At 57.4% G+C, this 20,389-nt stretch carries 23 protein-coding genes and 1 pseudogene; 9 read left to right on the plus strand and 15 right to left on the minus strand.

All coding sequences use genetic code 11. The annotated features are described in order from the left end of the window. Positions 1-5 precede the first annotated feature (5 nt). Positions 6-335, minus strand: coding sequence for a hypothetical protein (locus NUV55_RS12130; RefSeq protein WP_296673354.1), 330 nt, complete (start codon positions 333-335; stop codon positions 6-8). A gap of 213 nt (positions 336-548) precedes the next feature. On the opposite strand from NUV55_RS12130, the gene NUV55_RS12135 reads away from it, so the two are divergent. After that, the gene (locus NUV55_RS12135) at positions 549-866 is read left to right on the plus strand and encodes a PilZ domain-containing protein (RefSeq protein WP_296673356.1); all 318 of its coding nucleotides are present in this window, start codon (positions 549-551) and stop codon (positions 864-866) included. Positions 867-883: 17 nt separating this feature from the next. On the opposite strand, the gene NUV55_RS12140 is transcribed toward NUV55_RS12135, so the two are convergent. Beyond that, positions 884-1,480, minus strand: a complete 597-nt coding sequence (locus NUV55_RS12140; RefSeq protein WP_296673358.1) for a zinc ribbon domain-containing protein — start codon at positions 1,478-1,480, stop codon at positions 884-886. A gap of 752 nt (positions 1,481-2,232) precedes the next feature. Here NUV55_RS12140 and NUV55_RS12145 point away from each other — a divergent pair. The 4 genes and pseudogenes from NUV55_RS12145 to NUV55_RS12160 form a co-directional block, all read left to right on the plus strand. After that, positions 2,233-2,421, plus strand: coding sequence for a hypothetical protein (locus NUV55_RS12145; RefSeq protein ID WP_296673360.1), 189 nt, complete (start codon positions 2,233-2,235; stop codon positions 2,419-2,421). A gap of 588 nt (positions 2,422-3,009) precedes the next feature. Next, positions 3,010-4,719, plus strand: coding sequence for an AAA family ATPase (locus NUV55_RS12150; RefSeq protein ID WP_296673363.1), 1,710 nt, complete (start codon positions 3,010-3,012; stop codon positions 4,717-4,719). 2 nt (positions 4,720-4,721) lie between these two features. Then, on the plus strand, positions 4,722-5,435 hold the full coding sequence (locus NUV55_RS12155; protein WP_296673364.1) for a general secretion pathway protein GspB: 714 nt from the start codon (positions 4,722-4,724) through the stop codon (positions 5,433-5,435). 47 nt (positions 5,436-5,482) lie between these two features. Then, positions 5,483-5,695 (plus strand): annotated as a pseudogene (locus NUV55_RS12160) (EAL domain-containing protein); the annotation flags it as partial. 23 nt (positions 5,696-5,718) lie between these two features. Here NUV55_RS12160 and NUV55_RS12165 read toward each other — a convergent pair. Continuing rightward, on the minus strand, positions 5,719-6,651 hold the full coding sequence (locus tag NUV55_RS12165) for a hypothetical protein (protein ID WP_296673366.1): 933 nt from the start codon (positions 6,649-6,651) through the stop codon (positions 5,719-5,721). Between the two features lie 569 nt (positions 6,652-7,220). Here NUV55_RS12165 and NUV55_RS12170 point away from each other — a divergent pair. After that, entirely contained in the window at positions 7,221-7,496 is a 276-nt protein-coding gene (locus tag NUV55_RS12170) for a hypothetical protein (RefSeq protein WP_296673368.1), read from the plus strand. Between the two features lie 3 nt (positions 7,497-7,499). Here the strand turns inward: NUV55_RS12170 and NUV55_RS12175 are convergent, their stop codons facing one another. The 7 genes from NUV55_RS12175 to NUV55_RS12205 all read right to left on the minus strand — a co-directional run bounded on the left by NUV55_RS12175 (position 7,500) and on the right by NUV55_RS12205 (position 13,094). Continuing rightward, on the minus strand, positions 7,500-8,372 hold the full coding sequence (locus tag NUV55_RS12175) for a hypothetical protein (RefSeq protein ID WP_296673369.1): 873 nt from the start codon (positions 8,370-8,372) through the stop codon (positions 7,500-7,502). Further along, positions 8,359-8,838 carry a C40 family peptidase gene (locus NUV55_RS12180; RefSeq protein ID WP_296673371.1) on the minus strand — a complete coding sequence of 160 codons (480 nt, stop codon included), beginning with the start codon at positions 8,836-8,838 and terminating at the stop codon, positions 8,359-8,361. Before NUV55_RS12180 ends, NUV55_RS12175 begins: the two co-directional genes overlap by 14 nt. A gap of 2 nt (positions 8,839-8,840) precedes the next feature. Continuing rightward, positions 8,841-9,398 (minus strand): hypothetical protein, encoded by a 558-nt coding sequence (locus tag NUV55_RS12185; RefSeq protein WP_296673373.1) that lies wholly within the window; start codon positions 9,396-9,398, stop codon positions 8,841-8,843. 65 nt (positions 9,399-9,463) lie between these two features. Beyond that, entirely contained in the window at positions 9,464-10,849 is a 1,386-nt protein-coding gene (gene purB, locus NUV55_RS12190; protein ID WP_367280421.1) for an adenylosuccinate lyase, read from the minus strand. 97 nt (positions 10,850-10,946) lie between these two features. Then, positions 10,947-12,047, minus strand: a complete 1,101-nt coding sequence (gene mnmA, locus NUV55_RS12195; protein WP_296673376.1) for a tRNA 2-thiouridine(34) synthase MnmA — start codon at positions 12,045-12,047, stop codon at positions 10,947-10,949. Between the two features lie 6 nt (positions 12,048-12,053). Further along, the gene (locus NUV55_RS12200; RefSeq protein ID WP_296673377.1) at positions 12,054-12,536 is read right to left on the minus strand and encodes an NUDIX hydrolase; all 483 of its coding nucleotides are present in this window, start codon (positions 12,534-12,536) and stop codon (positions 12,054-12,056) included. Positions 12,537-12,548: 12 nt separating this feature from the next. Beyond that, positions 12,549-13,094, minus strand: coding sequence for a pseudouridine synthase (locus tag NUV55_RS12205; protein ID WP_296673379.1), 546 nt, complete (start codon positions 13,092-13,094; stop codon positions 12,549-12,551). A gap of 84 nt (positions 13,095-13,178) precedes the next feature. On the opposite strand from NUV55_RS12205, the gene icd reads away from it, so the two are divergent. Next, on the plus strand, positions 13,179-14,432 hold the full coding sequence (icd, locus tag NUV55_RS12210; protein WP_296673380.1) for an NADP-dependent isocitrate dehydrogenase: 1,254 nt from the start codon (positions 13,179-13,181) through the stop codon (positions 14,430-14,432). Between the two features lie 495 nt (positions 14,433-14,927). On the opposite strand, the gene NUV55_RS12215 is transcribed toward icd, so the two are convergent. After that, positions 14,928-15,137: a cold-shock protein gene (locus tag NUV55_RS12215; RefSeq protein ID WP_296673382.1), complete on the minus strand. Its 210-nt coding sequence runs from the start codon at positions 15,135-15,137 to the stop codon at positions 14,928-14,930. Between the two features lie 299 nt (positions 15,138-15,436). Between NUV55_RS12215 and clpS the strand changes: the two genes are divergently transcribed. Together clpS and clpA are read left to right on the plus strand one after the other, a co-directional pair. Continuing rightward, positions 15,437-15,754 (plus strand): ATP-dependent Clp protease adapter ClpS, encoded by a 318-nt coding sequence (gene clpS, locus NUV55_RS12220; RefSeq protein WP_367280420.1) that lies wholly within the window; start codon positions 15,437-15,439, stop codon positions 15,752-15,754. A 60-nt stretch (positions 15,755-15,814) separates the two neighbouring features. Next, positions 15,815-18,079: an ATP-dependent Clp protease ATP-binding subunit ClpA gene (gene clpA, locus NUV55_RS12225; RefSeq protein ID WP_296673383.1), complete on the plus strand. Its 2,265-nt coding sequence runs from the start codon at positions 15,815-15,817 to the stop codon at positions 18,077-18,079. 74 nt (positions 18,080-18,153) lie between these two features. Here the strand turns inward: clpA and infA are convergent, their stop codons facing one another. The 4 genes from infA to aat form a co-directional block, all read right to left on the minus strand. Beyond that, the gene (infA, locus tag NUV55_RS12230) at positions 18,154-18,372 is read right to left on the minus strand and encodes a translation initiation factor IF-1 (protein ID WP_296673385.1); all 219 of its coding nucleotides are present in this window, start codon (positions 18,370-18,372) and stop codon (positions 18,154-18,156) included. Positions 18,373-18,478: 106 nt separating this feature from the next. After that, positions 18,479-18,775 (minus strand): hypothetical protein, encoded by a 297-nt coding sequence (locus NUV55_RS12235; RefSeq protein ID WP_296673386.1) that lies wholly within the window; start codon positions 18,773-18,775, stop codon positions 18,479-18,481. A 35-nt stretch (positions 18,776-18,810) separates the two neighbouring features. Continuing rightward, on the minus strand, positions 18,811-19,545 hold the full coding sequence (locus NUV55_RS12240; protein ID WP_296673388.1) for an arginyltransferase: 735 nt from the start codon (positions 19,543-19,545) through the stop codon (positions 18,811-18,813). After that, the gene (aat, locus tag NUV55_RS12245; RefSeq protein WP_296673390.1) at positions 19,542-20,327 is read right to left on the minus strand and encodes a leucyl/phenylalanyl-tRNA--protein transferase; all 786 of its coding nucleotides are present in this window, start codon (positions 20,325-20,327) and stop codon (positions 19,542-19,544) included. Before aat ends, NUV55_RS12240 begins: the two co-directional genes overlap by 4 nt. Positions 20,328-20,389 lie beyond the last annotated feature (62 nt).

The following is a 20,389-nucleotide window of genomic DNA, read 5'->3' on the forward strand; positions in this document are numbered from 1 at the left end:
ATTTTTTATATATGCGATACCAGGCGCGCCTCGGGGATGACTGCACGCAGCGCCTCGGTGATTTGAAAGCGTACACCGGGGACCGGTTTCACGCTTACCCATAACAGGCTCAGCTTCAGATTGAGTTCGGCGAATACCACGACGTGATTATAACCGGCGAACACGGTCTGGATGTGTTCGATGGTGGCCTGGATAAGATGCTGCGGTTTGTGCACCAGGCCGGGAATGAGCACCATAAAATCACTTAAGGCTTTGCCGTGCTCATCAAATGCCGGTGCGCGTTTGCGCAGCGGTTCGGCGGGCAGGAACGTCGATGAGACCACCAGCTCCGACATGGGAAAATACCCTCCCGGTTTCAGGCTATTTGCAGTTCTTCTGTGTACAAGCTTATCTGATTGTTAAGAAAAAACCAGAATCCTGGGGACATCCCGGAGATCCTGGTGGATAAGTGCTCCCTAATATACTGATTCTTTCCGTAGCCTGGAGCTTGACCCGCCGCCGGTACAATCACATCATGTGGACGTAAGCATTTCCGGGTGGGGGAGCACATGAAGGCCGAGCAGCGCCAGAGTATCCGTAAAAAAATAGCGTTCAATATTATTATTAATCACGATCTCGCCTATTCGAAGAGCTGGAAGCTTTGCGATCTGAGCCTGAGCGGAGCCAGGCTGGAAGCGGGGAGAGGCGGCCTTTCTCCCGGCACGCCGGTCGAGGCGGTTCTTACCCTCAGGGAGCATGACGAATACGATCTGCATCGTGTGCCCGCGGACGTGGTGCGCACGGACCGGGGTGGTGTAGCACTGCGGTTTCGCCACTACGATGACCGGACTTACACCGCGCTGGTGAAGTTGTTGTACAGCAGCTAGTCCGAAGACCAGAAGTCCTATTTAGTTTGATAAATCTCGCCGCGCGTGGAGTTGTCCACGGCCCGCGGTAGCAGGAAGTCGTTGCGCGCGAAGATGTACCCGCACAGACAGAGGGCGGAGGTGACGGGAAGCACGGTCTGGCAATGTGGGCAGGTTTTGGTCCGGGTGTTGGCGAATCCTTCCATGATCTTCTCCGCCTTGGCGGCTTGCTGTGCACGGAAGGCCTCGGTGGGTTGAGCTGACAGGGACGGCGCATCCGGTTTAGACGGCAGGGATTCCCGTATCTGCGCAATTTTAGCGGCTTGAGCGTCACGCTCATCACGCAGCGCCAGCGCATCTTGCACGGACCGCAGCAGCTTGTCGGCTTTGCGGTGGTTAGACATGTCGGCAATCAGTTCAGCGCGCGCGGATTCCACCTTTTCCACGACCTGGTCGATGCGTGCCGCCAGATAGGCCTCGAACAATTCCTCTTCTTGCAGCGCCTGCTCATCGGAGGGCGGTTCGTTTTTGCCGAGGGAATCGAAGGAGTAGCCGCAGTTGCAGCTTTTGGCATCGACAGATACCACTGTGCTGCATGCCGGGCACGGCTTCTGGTATATGCTGGAGTTCCTCATGTTGCAATCCCTGTCAATGTTCAGATTCGCCTGATTACAACTCCGTGCTGCCAGAGTTAAGTATAGGCATGGAAAGGCCTTCTGCCGAGGAAAAATGCCCGCAAGGGTTGCCTGAATAATGCACCTAATGAACGGATCGGCGGTAACCGCTCCGGTTATACAATGACTTACATTTCTGCCGGCTTGGCACCATGGTGGGGCTTCAGTATTGCGGTAGCGATATGGACATAGTCCGCTACGAGGAAATGAGACAGCGTTTATGGAAATCTGCGCTCAACCTGGGGAGAGAATGTTTGTCTCGCTGAAACCATGTCCGAATATCAATGAAGCGAACGATGATGTCGTGGTCGAGTGCATGACGCCGCATACAAGAATAAATGCGGCCCAGATGGCCACGCTAAAGAACCTCTGCTAACAATGCGTGCTCATGGAATGAGAGCCCCTTGCAGATTAACTCTGAAGTCGGGTTTGGTTTCCTATTAAAAAGAGTGTTTGCTAAAAACACACACCTGTTGTATCCCCGCATAACTGAACTCGGACAAACCGGAATATGACAAGCATGTGGCGCTATTTGCGGTCATCAGCCTTAAATCAGCGGTCGTCGGCCCGTCTCGTCAATGTCAGGATCTATACTTGTAATTTCTCCGATTATCCGCCTTAATGAATGAACGACGCTTATCGCCTTTTATGATGCGCAGGGGAATCGTCGAGTAAAGCTCTCATGTTGGTTGGATTCACACAAGGAGGTTCACATGAGTCATGCACAGCGCTCAGCAAAACTGGAAACGGGCAAGAACATCGAAGTTGAGACGAGCAGAGAGTCTGTTGAAGTAGCCGAAGCGATCAAGGCGCTGCAGGCGCAGCTCGCCGATCTTCGCAAGATCGTTCAGGCCGCCAAAACATCTGGCGAAGACACCGTCAAACTTGGACGCCGTCAATAACGTTCTTCTTAATCCCGCGCTTAATTTGTAACTCTTACTTTACCAGTCCAAACCGCCAGCCAGTTTTCCGAATCGGCCGTCATCGCTGATTCTGTCACTCCGTCCTGACGACAGATGCCAGCGCTACGCTACATGCCGGTCGTGTGCGTTCGCGCAGAAAACCATTCTGGGCGACATGAGACCACCGAGAGGAGTTCCGGCAGGAACCGTAGTTGTCAACCATCGATTGACGCCAGTTCAACGCGATGGAAGATTTCCGCCCGGGAAACCAGCCCGCCGACGTAGTCTGGCCCTGCGAGCAGCCGAGTTGGTGACGGGTGACCCCGTATGGGGTCAGGGCAAGCATGCTGATGGACAGATCACCTCGCCGGCCCGGCCCGAAAACCATGTCTGACATGCCATGTACTTTCCGAAAAAGGCGTGCACAAATAATGGTATCGTATGAGATCATAAGCTTCGGCGCCGATGGTTCGGTCGGTCAGAAGGTCAGGGAAGATTGATGGACATGAGATACTCCAATCGGAATAACCCCCAGCGGGCAATGCCCTCCTTCCGGAACCCTCACCGGCATTGGCTAGGGGCGGAATAATGTACCTCCAGTATTTTGGTCTGCACGAAAACCCGTTCTCCATTCCGCCGGACCCGAATTATTTATATCTGAGCCGGGGACATCAGGAGGCGCTCGCCCATCTCCAATACGGGTTGGGAGAGGCGGGTGGTTTTGTGCAGCTGACCGGTGAGGTCGGCACGGGCAAGACGCTGCTTATCCGCACGCTGGTCGAACGTCTGCCCGAAGGCGTGGATGCCGCCCTGGTGCTTTATCCAGTGCTGACCGTTTCCGAGTTTGTCGCCGCCATTTGCGATGAGTTGCGTGTGCCGCATCCCGGCGAGAAGGCCAGCCTCAAGCAGTTAATTGATTCCCTCAACGCCCACCTATTGCAAACCCACGCGCAGGGTCGCCGTACCGTGCTCATCATCGACGAGGCGCAAAACCTGAGCCACGAAGTGCTGGAGCAGGTGAGGCTGCTCACCAACCTCGAGACCACCAAGCAGAAACTGCTGCAAATCATCCTGATCGGCCAGCCGGAGCTGGCCCAGATGCTGGCGCAACAGAATCTGCGCCAACTGGCGCAGCGCATTACGGCGCGTTTCCACCTGGTGGCGCTCACCCGCAAGGAAAACTTTGAATATATTCTTCATCGTTGCCGGGTCGCCGGCGCCAAGGCGGTTTTATTTGATCGAAAAGCCATGGAGCATGTATATGTCACTTCCGGTGGTATTCCGAGGTTGATCAATGTGATCTGTGATCGTGCCTTGCTCGGGGCTTACACGCTGAATAAAACCGTAGTGGATACCTCCATCGTCAAGCGTGCGGCCCGGGAGATTGGACAAGGTGCGGCACCGAAGCCATGGCTCGCCCCCAGGGTCTTGGCTGCTGTTTCAGCATTGGCTGCTGTGCTGATCGTGGCGGCCTGGCACTGGTGGCCGCAATGGACCCATGTAGCGTTGCCTGAAAAAAGCTCCACCAGTGAAGCGAAACCTTCTCTTGAGGAGAAACCCGCTAATCCCGAAATTGCACCTGCAACGTCTGCTGCAGCGCCCACAACGATGTCCAGCAATGCCAATGCCGCGACCGGTTCCGCCGTCGCTACCGTATCCAAACTTCAGGCATTGCTGGACAGTCCTGAAGCCAAAACTGATACCGATTCGGCTATGAAGAATCTGTTTGATCGCTGGGGGCTGGATTACGCGGCACTGATGGGCGCCTCCGCATGTGAGCGTGCACTCAATGCGGGCTTGCATTGTATTTATCAAACCGGAACCTGGAATAATCTGCGCGAGCACAACCGGCCGGTGGTCATTGAATTACAGGATCCCTCGGGCCGCAAACATCACGCGCTGGTCACCGCCCTCAGCGCGGATTCGGTGTCGCTCGTTATGGGCGGTGAGCCGCAGGAGTTTTCCGTGCCGGAAGTGGGCCGTTTGTGGTTTGGGAAATATCTGTTGCTCTGGAAACCGGCGACGCCTACGCAGGAAATATTGCGGCTGGGCGACCGCGGCGAGGCGATTGTCTGGCTGCGTGACGCGCTGGCACGCTTCCGCGGCGAGCCGCTCGCGGCAGTGTCAAGCGACCTGTTCGACAAAGAGCTTCAGGAGCAGCTGATGCAGTTCCAGCGCCGGCACCGACTCACGTCCGATGGCGTGGCGGGGCAGATCACGCTGGCCAAATTGCAGGGTTACCTAACCGGTAAATCGCCTGCTCTCATTGCCGGGGCCGTGACCGCCGAGGTGCGCTGAATATGTCATATATTCTGGATGCCCTTCGAAAGTCCCAGCAGGCGCGGCAGCCCGGCACGGTGCCGCGGACCGGTGCTGTACACAACATCTCTTTGGCACTGCCGGTCAGTGGTTGGTGGCTCGCCTTGGGAATCGTATTGCTGTTTGGCCTGCTGGTGGGCGCCTACCTATTCTGGCGAGGCACGGAGGCAAACCTACCCAGTCCACCGCCTGAGCCCGTGACGAGTGAGCCAGTCGCGGCGGCACCTGTATCGGTGCCTGCGCCAATGACTCCCGTAGCTGGAAAGCCCGCACCTGCTCCGGAAGCATCCCCTAAAAAAACCATCCCCGTTGCCGATCTGGCCGAGCAGGCAAAAGTCCCTGTTCTCATTACGCCCCCGAAGAAAGTCGTTACGGCACGTCCGGAGAAAAAACCCATCGCGAATCGCCGCCCGGAGACAAGCCAAGCCACCGCCGTTCCGGCCTTGCCGCTCGTCACGGACGACACGCCGCTGTTGCAGCAAATGCCCCAGGATTTTCAGCGCTCCCTGCCGTCACTGGCGGTCACGATTCATGTGTATACCCATGACGAATCCCAGCGGATTCTGTTCATCAACAACCGGGAATATCGCCGGGGCAGCCAGATCGAGGGCGGTATCCGCGTCGAGGATATCGTCCCGGATGGCGCCGTTCTGAGCTTCCGCGGTGAGCGTTTCAAGCTGAGCCGGCCGCGTTAACCCCGTTTTTCCCCCGAAGACAGCCCTTCAGGGCGGATCCTGTCAACCGCGCCGTGGTTGAAGCCGCCAACCAGATCGGTCATGCCATGGGTATGCAGACCGTTGCTGAGTTCGTCGAGAACGATGAAATAATCGAAGTATTGAGAGAGATAGGCGTGAACTACGCGCAGGGTTATGGCGTGGCCAAGCCGGTGCCGATGGAAGAAATCTTTTCCGAAGCCAGTCAATCTGTCGTCCGGCAGCGTTCTGTCGGAACCTGAAGCAGTATTTCAAATGCTGTTTTTTAGAGCGAGCTGAAAAGCTTGGCGAATTCCGCGCGCTCATCTTCGCTCATCGCCAGGGTTGGCATAAGCGTTTCACTGGCCGGGAATTCGTAACCACAGCGACAGCGGTTGAGCTTGTTGTCGACACTGCCCGTACAGTTTGGGCACTCCTTCTTGTCCGGTCCCAGTAACCGTGGCGCGGACTTGGTCAGAATCGGGGCCGGGGGCGGTGATTTGGGTTCCGTCTTCGGAACCATGACGCTCTTCGGGGCCACGGCCGCTTCTTCCCTTACCACCGCTTTTACCGCCGCCGCGGTTTCCGTTTTGCGCAGGAATTTTTCGGCCTTGGCGGACTGCGCCTGGCGGAAGGCGGGATTCGGCGTTTTAGTCTGGGTGGGTGGCAGGATGAATTCCGGTCTTGCCGCTACCGGTGCGGGCACTGGCGTGCTTTTCGCCGTTGCTAAAGCGGCTTTCCTGGCTGCTCGCTTGGCGCGGAAGGAGGCCGTGATGGCGGTATTTGTGGAGGCATTTGCGGCTCTGGCCTCTGCCCGTACCAGGGATGGCCTCGGAACTGGCTTCGTATGCACAGCTTTATTCTTCGATACAGCAGGGGCATGCATCGGGCGCGCGGCAGGAGCAGGCGGTGGCAGAGCCTGCTTCATTTCCACCACGCGGGCGGACTGCGCGGTCAGGGCGGCGCGCGCCTCTTCCGATTCCTGGATGGCGTTGGCGACACGCTGGGATTTTTGCGAGCTCACGGGATCACGCGCGAATTCGGATTGTGCGGCCATGACCGCGCTGGCGGCCTGTTCGGCACGCGCCGCCAGATAATTTTCGTAGAGTTCCTCGGCCTTCAGCCGAATCTGTTCCGAGGAAAGCGTGGCGTCGGTGTCATCGTGATCAAATTGATGTCCACAGGTGCATGCACTGGCGTCCAGGGCAAGCGTCACCATGCAACCGGGGCAGATTTTCTGGAAAATACTCCTTGTCGTCACAGGACGTCCTTGTCCATTCGAAGGTGTTGTCTGTCGAATCATGGTAGTCGCAAAAAAAGTATAGGCCCGGTCAAATAATGGGTGTACGTCATGACGATGTATGGGGCCGCCAACCCGACAGGTGGCGCGTTTTTTGAGCCTGCGACACCGGGCCGCGGGCCGGCTTGCAGCGTCGTGCTTATCCCCGGAAGCCGGGAGGTTTTTAGCGCCGCAACCCGGTTTGGATGTACCGACAGGCAAACCGACAATTCAGGCGACCGAGGGCTTTGACTGGCGTCAAAGTTTTTATGTCAGACCTTTGCTACACAGGAAACGTCACATTAAAGTGACCTCCGGCTGGCGGACATCCTCCTGGGGACGATCCTCTATCTAACGACAAGGAACGTCGACATATATCAGCATATGTCGAGGCAATGAGACCCTACCCGGGTCCCCCATCCCCAGGACCGCTGGCCGCCGCATTTCATGTCTATTTGGCGCAGTGGCCCGCCTGTTGTGCCGGCGGGTATTCTGACATCATCCCCCGAATGAATGAGCCCGACCCGCGCGAGCGGGTGACTTCAGTTTTTAATCTTGTGGCCGCCGGATACGATCGCCCGGAGCTGCGTTTTTTCCCTTTCTGTGCAGATCGACTGATCGCGCGGCTCAGCCCCCTGCCGGGGACAAAACTGCTGGACGTGGCTACCGGGACCGGTGTGGTGGCGCTGGCGGCCGCGCATCTGGCGGAAATAAAACCGCTGATTTCAGAGAAAGGTCTTTGGCTGGATGTGGAAACCCATTTTGCCGCCGGCACCAAGCCTTGAAAGCTATTCGATCTTGAGCCTCACGGTGCGGCGCTCGCCCGTGGTTGTGCTGGCGCTATCCAGAATCATGCGATGAACCTCACCACGGCTTCCGAGAATTTCTCCCAAGTCGAGCCACTCGCCAAGTTTGGTTTCGACCGTGGTGGACAGTTCCTGAAAATCGGCGAGGCCGGTGGCGGGGTTTTTCAGAGACGATAATCGGGGCGTGATCTCGACCAGCACCCGGTCGCCGCGTACACGCGGCAATACATCGAAACCTGTTGTGATATTTTGAAATTCAACATCCTGCATGAGCGCGAGCTGATGACGGCTGAGCGCCAATATTCTTTTCACGTGCGGTACCGACTGGCCGATACGGATGTAGGCGCGCTGTCCGTCCAGGGTCATGACAGTGTGGGTGCTGGCATTGTCGGCAGCGGTTGTGCGGCGACTGGCCGAATAGCGCAGCTTGTCTTTTTGTACGATGAGACCATCCCCTGGCGGAGTTTTGGCGGGTAACGTGACACGCGCCTTGTTGCCAACTTGAACCTCTCCGGTTACGGACTGGGACGTGGTGACGCTGTCGTCGGCGGATGCCTGCTCCACGGTGATCCGCAACCGCTGCCGCGCTACGTCCACTTGTTCCAGAATACGTTCGATCTCTTTTAGATTCCTGTCCGAAGTCCGAATAATCAGACGAAAGTCCATGCCGGTGAGCGCATCGTCCGGTCCCAGCAAGGGGCGGATCAGGGGGATGACATCGCCGGCCGCGCGATGCTTCAGCTGGATGATGCGGGTCTCGTCGGCGCCGGCATGGGGCAGGGCGAGGCACAACGCCAAGGCGACAAACAGGGCATGAATGTTCGCACGGCCGTGTGGCTTGTCAATCGATCTCAAGGCGCCGCGCTTCCGTGAAATGACTTTGCCAGTAGGAGTCGTTGAATCCGGCGACATAAACATTTTTACCGCTGGAGGGCGAGTGCACGAAGCGATTTGCTCCAAGGTACAGCGCTACGTGGGATGACTTCCTGCCTTCCTGGGTAAAGAACACCAGATCGCCGCGCTGGAGGTTGCTCCGGGAGATGGGGCGGGAAGCACGCAACAGATTGCGTGTGCCATGGGGAATTTTTATCCCAACCCGACCATAGCTGTATTGCACCAACCCGCTGCAGTCGAAGCCCTTTGGTGTGTTGCCGCCGTAGCGATAAGGTTTTCCCACCATGGTCAGCGCCTGGTCTGCTGCCTGGCTGCCCAAAGATGGAGTGGGGTCGACCGCAGGTGCATGGCCGCATCCCGCCAACACGATCAGCGAGATGGCCAAAGATGCATTCTGGAAGAATCGAAAAGGCGCTGGTGCTTCCAAGCTCACAACCCTGCCGCGCGCGGGGCGACGATGGGTTCACTGCGATCCCACAATTCATTGAATCGCCGCGTGAGCAGCACGGCATCGTGACCATCTTTTGGATGGATTAAACAATCGGGCTTATCGGTATCCTGCTGATGCAGATAGCCACGGTGATCAACAACCATGAACATTTCGTGGATGCCGAGGTGTTCCTCGGAAACCTGGTGCATGTGGATGAAGTCGCTGAGTCGGCGGCACAGTCCGACCAGGCGGTCGTTGTCGCGTAGCGTCTGATCCGTGTCCTCGATCACAATGCGCGCGAGATTCTGGCGATGACGCGCGGCGAAACTGGCCAGTGCACGCGCAAAACGGGAGTTATTGAAATAGGCGCCATCCAGTCGTGGCGCGAAGATAACAATCTCGCGCGTGGCATTTTCCGCCAGCATGGCCAGAAAATCGCTGACCTCGGTGCGATCCCGGATGATTCGGCGCTGTGGCGCCATCTCGGTGGCAGGTGAATTCTTGGCCGTTTCCATGTGCGTGTAAAAACTCTCTTGATGGCGGAAAATCGTCGCCATCAAGATATATATAGACTACTTCACGAAATTGGCAGGGGTAAAACCAGCGTAGAGCCAAAGCCGGATTAGATTTTGATCTTGGCGAGGTTTCTGGCCTGTGTGGCCGCGTTGCCGATGTAGGTGTCGGGCGTTAGCGCCAGCAGGCGTTTTTTCGCGTCATTCGGGATATCGAGCGTGCGGATGAAGGATTGCATGGATTCGCGGGTCATGCCGCCCTTGCCGCGTGTAAGGTCCTTGAGCTTTTCGTAGGCTTGCTCGACCCCGTGGCGGCGCATGACAGTTTGCACCGCTTCCGCCAGGACATCCCAGTTCTGATCGAGATCCTGCCGCAGGCGCTCCGCGTTGACCTCGAGCTTGCCGATGCCCTTGAGACAGGAGTCGCAGGCCAGCAGCATGTAGCCAAACCCCACACCGAGGTTGCGCAGCACGGTGGAGTCAGTCAGGTCGCGCTGAAAGCGTGACACCGGCAATTTCTCGGCGAGGTGGCGGAACAATGCATTGGCCAGTCCCAGGTTGCCTTCGGAATTTTCAAAATCAATCGGGTTCACCTTGTGCGGCATGGTGGAAGAGCCGACCTCGCCTTTAACCACCTTCTGCTTGAAATAGCCGAGCGAGATATAACCCCACACGTCGCGGTTGAAACCAATCAGAATGGTACTGAAGCGCGCTGCCACATCAAGCAGTTCGGCGACGTAGTCGTGTGGCTCGATCTGCGTGGTGTAGGGATTCCAGTCGAGCCCGAGTCCCTCGACGAAGGATCGGGCGAAGGCAGGCCAGTCGACCTCCGGATAGGCCACGAGATGCGCGTTGTAATTGCCCACTGCGCCGTTGATTTTGCCCAGGATCGGCACTTGCGCCATCTGCCGGCGGGCGCGCTTCAAGCGGTAGGCGAAGTTAGCGATTTCCTTGCCCAGGGTGGTGGGCGAAGCCGGTTGGCCATGCGTACGCGCGAGCATGGACTGATCGGCATGGCGGTTGGCCAGATCGGTCAGGGCCGCGATCAATTTGTCCATGCACGGAAGCATTACGCCATCCCGGCATTGCTTCAGCATCAGGGCATAGGCAAGGTTATTGATATCTTCCGAGGTGCAGGCAAAGTGAATGAATTCGCTGCAGCCGGCGATTTCCTTGTTGCCGTGCGTTTTTTCCTTCAGGAAATATTCAATGGCCTTGACGTCGTGATTGGTCGTCGCCTCGATTTCCTTGACGCGTCGGGCATCGGTTTCCGAAAAAGCCGGGATAATTCCGTCGAGCAGTTTTTTCGCCGACGGCGAAAAGGGCGCCACTTCCCTGATTTTTTTGTGGTCGCTCAGCGCCAACAGCCAGCGTATTTCCACCAGCACTCGGTGACGAATCAGGCCGTACTCGCTGAATAGCGGTCGGAGTTCTGCGGTTTTAGTCTGGTAGCGGCCGTCGAGCGGCGAGAGGGCGGTGAGCGAATTCAGCGGCAATACATCCGGCTTGTTCGGTTTTTTCATGCGCGCCTGCGATGGTTGATGGTCCGTGTGGACGGCCGCATTTTACCAGATTAGCCTGGAAAATGCCGGATTAGTGCAGCGCTGAGCGCGTCTCGGCAGTTTGCGTGGCGGGCATGGCTTCCTCAATGATACCTCCGCCCAGGCATTCATCGTTGTCATAAAAAACGACTGACTGTCCGGGCGTGAGGGCGCGCTGCGGATTATCAAATGCCACATGCAGGCCTTTGACATGCGGCGTCACGGTGCAATTCTGATCCGGCTGGCGGTAACGGGTTTTGGCGCACAGCTGGCGTGGCCAGGGCAACGGTTCGACGCCGATCCAGTGCAACTGGTCGGCTATCAGCGCCTCGCTGAACAACGCGGGATGATGCTCTCCCTGCTCGACGTAAAGAATATTGTTGGCGGCATCCTTGTTGACCACGTACCAGGCCTCGCCTTCTCCGCCGATGCCCAGTCCCTGACGCTGGCCGATGGTGTAGTACATCACGCCGTCATGGTTTCCCTTGAATGACCCGGCGAGCGTGCGCATTTCACCGGGTTGCGCAGGCAGATAACGCGCGAGAAAGGATTTGAAATCGCGCTCGCCGATGAAGCAGATACCGGTTGAATCCTGGCGATTGTAATTCGGCAGACTTGCCTCCTGTGCCAGCCGGCGCACCTCGGTTTTGGTCAGATCGCCCACCGGAAATACCGTGTGCGCCAAGGCCTCCCGTCCCAGCAGATACAGAAAATAGGATTGGTCCTTGTTGGCATCGCGCGACTTCAGCAGACGGAAGCGTCCGGCATGGCTGTCGACCCTCGCATAATGCCCGGTGGCAATGCGGTCCGCGCCGAGGACAAGCGCGTGTTCCAGAAACGCCCGGAATTTTATTTCCTTGTTGCACAGCACGTCGGGATTGGGCGTGCGGCCTGCCCGGTACTCTGACAGGAAATGACTGAACACGCGGTCCCAGTATTCGGTGGAGAAGTTGACGGTCTTGAGGGGAATGTCGAGGTGGTCGCATACTGTCTGCGCCATTTTCAGATCCTCTTCCGCGCTGCAATGGCTCGCGGTGTCATCCTCCTCCCAGTTCTTCATGAACAGGCCGGTGACCTCGTGACCCTGGCGCTTCAGGAGCAGCGCTGCCACGGCCGAATCCACGCCACCGGAGATTCCGACAATGATTTTCATGTCTGTCTAAACGATACTTTGTGTAGCGGCTGATGCCGCCAGTTTTTGCAGGTCTTTGAGGACATTGAGCGGGTAGCGTTGTCCGGAGAGATAATCGTTCAGGCAGCGCTCCACCTGTGGACTGCGGTGACGCGCGCGTTCGGCGCGGATCTCTTCCGGACTCAGCCACAGTGTGCGCACGATGTCATGGTCGAGTGCTCGGCTTGCTTCATGGTGCGTCACGTGTCCGATGAAGGCGAAGCGCAGGTAGGTGGTGCCCTTGGCGGGATGTTGCCAGCGGTAGACGCCGAGCAGTGATTCTGGTGTGAAGTGCCAGGCGGTTTCTTCCAGCGTTTCACGCACCACGGCGTCCAGCAGGCTTTCGCCTTCGTCGAGATGACCGGCCGGCTGGTTGAGCACGAGTTGGCCGTCGGCCTTTTCCTCGACCAGCAGGAATTTTCCGTCACGCTCGATAATCGCCGCGACCACAACATTCGGTTTCCAGATCATGAATCAACCTTATCAAACTTGCGCATCGGCTTCACGCCATTGCCCCGGCGTCAGACCCTCAAGGGTGAATCGACCGATGGCATAACGCACCAGACGCAGCGTTGGAAAACCCACGGCGGCGGTCATGCGCCGCACCTGACGGTTACGACCTTCGGTCAGCGTGATTTCAAGCCACGCAGTCGGTATCGATTGGCGAACTCTTATTGGCGGATTTCGCGGCCAAAGCGCGGGTTCCGCGATATGTTGGACCTTCGCCGGCTGTGTACTTTTGTCGTCGAGGATGACGCCACGACGCAGCCGTTCCACTGACGCCTCGTCCGGCTCGCCCTCCACCTGCACCCAGTAGGTCTTGGGCAGCTTGTAACGCGGATCGGAAAGGCGCTGCTGGAGTTTGCCGTCGTCGGTGAGCAGCAGCAATCCTTCGCTGTCCCGGTCGAGCCGCCCGGCGGGGTAGACGCCGGGAACTTTGATATAGGTGGCGAGCGTTTCACGCCCGGTGCTGTCGGTAAACTGCGTCAGCACACCGTAGGGTTTGTTAAAGAGAATCAGCCGGGGCATGGCAGAAGTTTAACGCAGCGCGACGTGGCATCGTACCGGCTCGATCTGATGATAGAATGCACAGCAGTTTTCCCGGAGCAGATCATGGCTTTTACTCATATCAAAATTCCCGCGGGCAAAAAAATCACGGTCAACGCGGATCACACACTCAATGTTCCCGACAACCCGGTTATCCCCTTTATTGAGGGAGATGGCATTGGCCGGGATATTACGCCGGTTATGCGCAAGGTGGTCGATGCGGCTGTCGCCAAGGCCTACGGCGGCAAACGTTCTATCGCCTGGATGGAAATCTTCGCGGGCGAGAAGGCGGTGGCCACGTATGGCAATAACACCTGGTTGCCGGATGAAACATTCACGGCGGTCAGGGATTATGTCGTCTCGATCAAGGGACCGCTGACGACGCCGGTGGGCGGCGGCATGCGCTCGCTCAACGTGACATTGCGCCAGCAACTTGACTTGTATGTCTGCCTGCGACCGGTGCGCTATTTCACCGGTGTCCCGAGCCCGGTCCGGGAGCCGGAAAAGACCGATATGGTGATTTTCCGGGAAAATTCTGAAGATATCTACGCTGGCATCGAGTGGTCTTCCGGCTCGCCCGAGGCGCAGAAGGTGATTGCCTTCCTTCAGCGCGAAATGGGAGTAAAGAAAATTCGCTTTCCGGAAACTTCCGCGATCGGCATCAAACCAGTATCGCGCGAGGGCTCAGAACGACTGGTGCGTCGTGCGATCCAGTATGCCATCGCGAATGACCGTCCCTCGGTGACCCTGGTGCACAAGGGCAACATCATGAAATTCACTGAAGGTGGTTTCAGGAGCTGGGGCTATGAACTGGCCCAGCGCGAATTCGGCGCGCAGCTGCTCGACGAGGGCCCGTGGATGCGCATGAAAAATCCGAATTCCGGGAAAGAAATCGTGCTCAAGGACGTGATAGCCGATGCTTTTCTGCAGCAGATTTTGCTGCGGCCCGCGGAATACAGCGTGATTGCCACGCTTAATCTCAACGGGGATTACATTTCCGATGCGCTGGCGGCGCAGGTCGGCGGGATCGGCATCGCGCCGGGCGCAAACCTGTCCGACACCGTGGCGATGTTCGAGGCCACGCACGGCACAGCGCCCAAACACGCCGGCAAGGACATGGTCAATCCCGGATCCATGATTCTGTCGGCCGAGATGATGTTGCGTCATCTGGGCTGGGCGGAGGCGGCTGATCTGATTATCAAAGGGGTGGAAGGCGCGATTTCCGCCAAGACGGTTACTTACGATTTTGCGCGGCAGATGCGAGGCGCGACTAAAGTCAGTTGTTCAGGCTTTGGGGAAGCCATCATCCGGCACATGTGACTAATGTAATCTTTCAGAACGCGGACGAACGCAGACATTTAAGGAACCTCTGATTTATTAATTTCTGACGCTAAGTCGCAAAGACGCAAAGATTATTCAGAGAACCTCTAAAAATCGCTTCTCATGTAGGTTGGGTCAAGCCGCGCCAGCGGCGGACCCAACACAATTTCGCCTGGAGCGAAATTGTGCGCACACAGTGCGCCCGAAGGGCGAGCCACAAGGATGTGGCGAGTCAAAATCATACTGTTCGGCGGGTTTCGCTTCGCTCAACCCACCCTACATTTGAATTATTAGAGGTTCCCTTCAGTTATTTTTCCGAGTTTTTCTTTGCGCCTTCGCGTCTTTGCGTCAAATAATCATATTTAATCAGACCTTCCTTAATCTGATAGACGCGGATTCTTCGAAATGGACTGCTTGATCTGCGTTTATCTGCAGCCCCGGAAAAAACAAACCCGGCACATGGCCGGGTCGCAAAACTTCAAACGGTAGTAACGATTACTTGGATAGGGAACGTATGTGGGAAGCTTGGGGGCCCTTGGGACCTTCCTGAACTTCAAACTCGACCTGCTGACCCTCTTTGAGGGTCTTGTACCCTTCCATTTCTATTGCAGAATAATGCGCGAAGACATCATCGCCGCCATCTGTGGGTGTAATGAATCCATAACCCTTGCTGGCGTTAAACCACTTCACGGTACCTAGCGTCATACATCCCCCTCCTGCTGCGGCAACCGCCGCTATCCTTCAGTTTGCTGATACCACACCCGCCTCCTGCAAGTGCCTGAGTAAAGGCGCAGCTCGGTCATCATCCTTCTTTTTTTAGGCAAGTCAAGCAAGCCCCCTCCGGGCGCTGTAACACCGGCCAGCGGCCCGGAAAATCCCGGATGAACCTCAAATTTCATGCCACTTTTTCAGGGGTTGAATTTTCAGACTTGGGTCGCACAATGTACTTGAATTTGCCAGACAGGACGCGGGTTCCCGTAATGAATTGGTGTAACCTTTAAGGTATGAGCGACAAGCCTCAACATTCTCTCGAAGGTCCGGTCGTCCAGGAGGCGAAACCCCGGCTCCAGAAGCCGCAGCTGTACAAAGTCATACTGCTGAACGACGACTATACTCCAATGGAGTTCGTCGTAATTATTCTGGAACGGTTTTTCGTCAAGAGCAGGGAAGATGCGACCCGCATCATGATGCATGTGCATCAGAAGGGAATAGGGATATGCGGGATTTACATCCGTGACATTGCGGAAACCAAGGTGCGTCAGGTGCTGTCGTATGCCCAGGAACATCAGCACCCGTTGCAGTGCACCATGGAGCCTGAATAAGGGGAAGATTTTCTAACAGGGACGATTTTTGATGAGGGGCCAGTGCCCGGAGGCGGTGCCATGTTGTCGCAAGAACTAGAGTTTTCATTGAACAGCGCGTTTCAAGGCGCGCGTGAAAAGCGCCACGAGTTCATCACCGTGGAGCACCTGCTGGCGGCGCTGCTCGACAACCCCTCCGCGGCACGCGTGCTGCGCGCCTGTGGCGGCAACATCGAAGAACTGCGTCGCAGTCTGAGCGCCTTTCTCGAGGAAAACGTCCCCAAGCTTGCCGCCGGAAGCAAGATCGACACCCAGCCCACCATCGGTTTTCAGCGCGTTATCCAGCGCGCGGTACTGCACGTCCAGGGCGTGGGCAAAAAGGAAGTCACCGGCGCCAATGTTCTGATCGCCATTTTCGGCGAGAAGGAATCGCATGCCGTCTATTTTCTGCACAAGCAGAACATCAGCCGTTTCGACGTGGTGAATTTCGTGTCGCACGGAATTTCCAAGGTACCGGGCGAAAGTCAGGGTGATCTGCCTGCCTCCGAAGATACCGAGGAGGGCGCTTCCACCACTGAAAAAAGCCCCCTCGATGTTTTCTGCATCAATCTCAATGAACAGGCGCGGATGGGTAAAATCGATCCGTTGATCGGACGCGACCGCGAAGTGGAGCGCACGATCCAGGTGCTGTGCCGCCGCCGCAAGAATAATCCACTGTACGTCGGTGAAGCCGGCGTGGGTAAAACGGCGATTGCCGAAGGCCTGGCCAAGAAGATCGTGGACGGCGAAGTGCCGGAGGTGCTGATGCACAGTACCATTTACGCGCTCGACATGGGTTCCTTGCTGGCGGGCACTAAATACCGCGGCGATTTCGAAAAGCGCCTGAAGGCGGTGTTGCAACAGCTCAAGAAACAAGAGAACACGGTCCTGTTCATCGATGAAATTCACACTATCATCGGCGCAGGCGCCGCATCGGGTGGTGCGATGGATGCCTCCAACCTCCTGAAGCCGGTGCTGGCCTCGGGCGACCTCAAGTGCGTCGGCTCGACCACCTATCAGGAATACCGCAACATCTTCGAGAAGGATCGTGCGTTGTCACGCCGCTTCCAGAAGATTGATGTCACCGAACCCTCGGTGGAGGAAACGGTGGAAATCCTGCGCGGCCTCAAGATCCGATTTGAAAATCACCACGGCGTGCGTTATACGCAGCAGGCGCTGCGTTGTGCCGTGGAGCTTTCGCACCGTTACATCAATGACCGGCACCTGCCGGACAAGGCCATCGACGTGATCGACGAGGCCGGCGCGAGCCAGCATCTGCTGCCGCCGAGCCGCCGCAAGAAAACCATCGGCGTGCATGACATCGAGGATATCGTCGCCATGATGGCGCGCATCCCGCCCAAGACGGTTTCCACCTCGGATCGCGAGGCGCTCAAGACGCTCGAGCGCGACCTCAAGATGGTGGTGTTCGGTCAGGACGACGCCATCGAGGCTTTGGCGACCGCGATCAAGATGTCGCGCTCAGGTTTGGGCCATCCGGAAAAACCCGTCGGCTCCTATCTTTTCGCCGGACCCACGGGCGTCGGCAAGACCGAGGTCACGCGCCAGTTGGCGCACATTCTGGGTCTGGAGCTCATCCGTTTCGACATGACGGAATACATGGAGCGGCATACCGTGTCGCGCCTGATCGGCGCACCACCCGGTTATGTCGGTTTCGATCAGGGCGGCCTGCTGACCGAGGCCATCGTCAAGCATCCGCATTCGGTGCTGCTCATGGATGAAATCGAAAAGGCGCATCCGGACGTGTTCAACCTGCTGTTGCAGGTCATGGACCACGGCACGCTCACGGATAACAACGGACGCAAGGCAGATTTCCGTAACGTCATTCTGGTGATGACGACCAACGCGGGTGCTGAGCGCCTGAGCCGGTCGAGTATTGGCTTTACCCAGCAGGACCACGCCGGTGACGAGTTGCAGGAGATCAAGCGTTTGTTCAGTCCCGAGTTCCGCAACCGGCTGGATGCGACCATCCAGTTCAAGCCGCTGGATGAGACGACCATCTCGCATGTGGTGGACAAGTTCATTCTCGAGCTGGAAGCGCAGTTGGCAGACAAGCATGTCACGGTCGAGCTGGACAATGCCGCACGCGCCTGGCTCGCCAAGCACGGCCACGATCCGGCCATGGGCGCGCGTCCGATGTCGCGGTTGATCCAGGAGAAGGTCAAGAAGCCACTCGCCAATGAGCTGCTCTTTGGCAGCTTGGCCACGGGCGGGCATGTGAAGGTGACGGCCGACGACAAAGGACTGTCATTCGATTTTGTTACCGCGGCTGACAAGACCCCGGCCTGATTTTTCGGGCATGAAAGCAGTCGACGGCGCGTATTTACGCGCCGTTGTTTTTTCTGCGTTAGCCTGCAGTAAAGCTAGCGGGCGCGGAAAGTAATCCGGCCCTTGGTGAGATCGTAGGGGGTGAGTTGCACGGTGACGCGATCGCCGGTGAGGATGCGGATGTAGTTCTTGCGCATCTTGCCCGAGATATGGGCCGTCACGATGTGTCCGTTGTCCAGCTTGACCCGGAACAGGGTGTTGGGAAGGGTTTCGGTGATGGTCCCTTCCATCTCAATATGTTCTTCTTTCGCCACGCAATTCCTTAGTGTGATTTCATCGGCGGCGTATGATGCCGCAGTCGTGCGAAGGCGTAAAGCAATTTCAGGAGCAGTCCGGCCGGGACTGCTGCTGAGGGCAGGATCAGATCACGCGTTCACGCTGGCGGGCGTGGCCGGCGCAGACATCGCTTGGCAACCAGGCCACGTAGGGATGCACGGCCTCCGGGCTGATAATGATCTGCATCATCAGAAACCGGGAAACCTCCTCCTGACCTTGCATCTCCGGCAGACACTCCAGGAGTTTTTGGTAATGCCACTGGTTCAGGTAGAGCAGGTTTGGATGGAGCGCGTGTTCGCGGTGATAGTACTCGATGAGTCGATAGAGAAAGCTGAGCATGGATTTCGCACCCCGACCGGATGAACCGGCCTTATGCCCCATAAGGGATGCAATGGGCGTGCCAGCTGGGCGGTAATCTACGAGCCAGTGCGCGTGTGGGGGCTGTCCAGATTAACCCAGTGACCCTGAAGAAAGGCTTCCAGCGGGCGGTAGTGGCCCTTGTACGCCATTTTCTGACATTCCCTGATCCAGTAACCCAAATAGAGCCACGGCAGTTGTTGCTCGCGGGCGTGTTCTATCTGCCACAGCACGGCGTAGATGCCGAGGGCGCGGCGCTTTGGGCCTGGATCGAAAAAGGTATACACCGCCGAGAGCCCATCCGGAAGCATGTCGGTCACCACGACTCCCAGGAGTTTCTGATTCAGTCGCATTTCGTAAAAGACGGTGTGGATATGACGCGATCCGAGAAAGTTCAGGTATTTCTGCGGATCGGGATCGTCCATGCCTCCGCCCGGATGACGCGAGGACTGGTACCGTTGATACAGTTCAAAATGTTCTTCCTGGAAGAGCGGTGGGCGCGCCATCACGGACAGATCCTGATTGCGTCTCCAGATGCGCCGTTGGCCGCGATCTGGCCGGAAACGATTCACCGGAATGCGCACCGGAATGCAGGCGTTGCATTCGCGGCAATGCGGGCGGTAAATGAGATCACCGCTGCGCCGGAAACCAAGGCGCATGAACCCGGCATACTGGCGGCTGTCGAGCGGTTGGCGCGGATCGAGAAATAGCGAGGTGGCGGTGCGTCCGGGCAGGTAACTGCACGCGTGCGGCATTGAAAGAAAAATTTCCGGAGGTTTATGTGGGCTCGTCATGGCCTGGCCGGTGGATGACTCCCTGTAAGTATTGCCGGATCCGCCTCGAAGCGCCAGTGGCCCGGATGGCCGTGTTGTTGAAGCGCCCGTTCCAGCCGTTCCATGAAGTCACTGCGACGGATCTCATGCGCGCCCAAGCTGGACAGATGCGCCGATGGCAGTTGGCAATCAACCAGGTCAAAATTCCAGTGTTCAAGTTGCCGAACGAGATGCACAAACGCCACTTTGGAAGCGTCGGCTTCACGGCTGAACATGGATTCACCGAAAAAGACGCCGCCCAGAGCGACGCCATAAAGCCCGCCGACAAGTTTCCCGTCAAACCAGGATTCCACGGAATGCGCCAGTCCGCGTTCGTGCAGCATGCAATAGGCCTCGATCATTTCCGGCGTGATCCAGGTGCCATGCCCGATACGCTCGCTTCGGTCGCTCCCGGCATCCTGCCTCTCGCGACACTTGTACTTCCCTGTACATCGAGGTTGGGCGCAGGAAGAGATGACTTCGCGGAAAGATTTATCCAGCGTCACCTCGAATTTTTTCTGGCGCAGTGTTTTGCCCAGGCTGCGCGAAACACGCAGTTGCGACGGGAACAGCACGGCGCGCGGATCGGGCGACCACCACAGTATCGGCTGGTCCGGGTTGTACCAGGGGAAAATGCCGTGGCGATAGGCTTCCAGCAGTCGCTCGGCGCGTAGATCACCGCCGACCGCCAGCAGGCCCTCGGGCGAGGCCAGCTCTACCGGCGGGAAACGCAGATCGGTCGATCCGGGCTTGAGGACAAACATGGTTCAATAAGTTTTTGAAACCACAGATGGACACGGATAAACACAGATAAAAGAATGCAACG

Origin of the sequence: Sulfuricaulis sp. (genome assembly GCF_024653915.1) — a bacterium.
Lineage (GTDB): Bacteria > Pseudomonadota > Gammaproteobacteria > Acidiferrobacterales > Sulfurifustaceae > Sulfuricaulis.